A 1333-nucleotide genomic window follows, 5' to 3' on the forward strand; every position below is an offset into this window, starting at 1 on the left:
CCGGGGAGCAACTGTCTTTTTTGTAGACCGGTGATCGGCCGGCCTCAAGGCTGGCGCGAAGGCGCGCCACCGCCTTCGGCGGCTGACGGCCTTGACCCCGTCCGCTCGCCGGTCTGTTGGCTTGGCGTGCGCTCGGGCGGAGCCCGAGCGGCTATGAGGCGCTCGACCCGTTCACAACGTGGAGCGCCGGATTCCACTTTTGGCGGCGTTTGACCATGACGTTGAGAATGCAGATCAGCTTGCGCATGCAGGCGGTCAGCGCGACCTTCTTCAACTTACCTTGGGCGAGCAGGCGCTCGTAGAAGGCCTTCAGGACTGGATTGCACCGCGTCGCGGCGCCCACGCAGGCCATGTAGAATGTGTTGCGAGTTCTGCGGCGTCCGCCCTTGACGTGCCGATCCCCGCGACGCCGGCCACTGTCATCATCGTACGGCGCAACACCCAGCAGCGCCGCGACGGCTTTGTCGCTGGTCTGGCCGAGCTCCGGCATGGTTGCTATCAGCGTAGCACACGTCGTGCGGCCGATGCCCGGAACGCTTTCGATGATCTCGGCGAGCTCCGCAAAATGCGGCGTGCTTTCGATCAGGGCGGAGATCTCTGCCTCGAGCTCGGCCAGCTCGGCGCTGATCGCCTTGGCGATGCGCGTATGCAGACGCTGTACTTCTACAGGCAATTTATGCTCGCCCTGGTTCTTCAGTCTGACCAGCATATCTTTCGTCGCTTGGCGCACATTGACCATCTGCTGAAGCTTCTCTCGGGCGGCATCGTAGGCTTGCACCGCAGCTTCGTTGAAGGTCTCGGCGAACCAGGCGATCGTGTCCGCATCGATACTGTCGTTCTTGGCCAGGCGCCCGGCCGATTGAGCGAAGCTCCGCACCCGCTTTGGATCGACGATACGAACGTCGATCTTGGCGGCTCGCACCAGTTTGGCCCACTCCCGCTCGTAGCCGCCGCTGGCCTCCATCACGACCTTGGTGACGCCGTGCCGGCGCAGCCACGCCACGAAGTCGCGCTGGCCTTCCTTCGTCCTTTCAAACATCTGCTTGGACCCGGGCGCTCGGGTACAGGCATCGACCTTATCCTTGGCGACATCGACACCCGCGACAACGAGATCATTCTGTGCCATCATCCAGCTCCCTTCCTTGCAAGGTGCGGGCTCGAAGCCCGTGCAACTGTTCGGGTTGAAGGAAGACACCGGACCTGTCCCACGCTCCCCGACAGGCTCTAGGGCCTTTGAGCACGATCGGGCTCAGATCCAGCGACGGGCGGTTGGTCAGAACCGCCCGTTCGCACATTCTGGCAGGTTTCGAACACACAAGAGCGCGAAGTAAGC

1 protein-coding gene is annotated in these 1333 nt (G+C 62.9%); it reads right to left on the bottom strand.

Features of this window, described 5'->3' with window-relative positions:
• Nucleotides 1-151 precede the first annotated feature (151 nt).
• Nucleotides 152-1126 carry an IS110 family transposase gene (locus QX128_RS33160; protein WP_316239658.1) on the bottom strand — a complete coding sequence of 325 codons (975 nt, stop codon included), beginning with the start codon at nucleotides 1124-1126 and terminating at the stop codon, nucleotides 152-154.
• Nucleotides 1127-1333 lie beyond the last annotated feature (207 nt).

It is taken from the genome of Bradyrhizobium sp. SZCCHNR1015 (assembly GCF_032489875.1).
Lineage (GTDB): Bacteria > Pseudomonadota > Alphaproteobacteria > Rhizobiales > Xanthobacteraceae > Bradyrhizobium.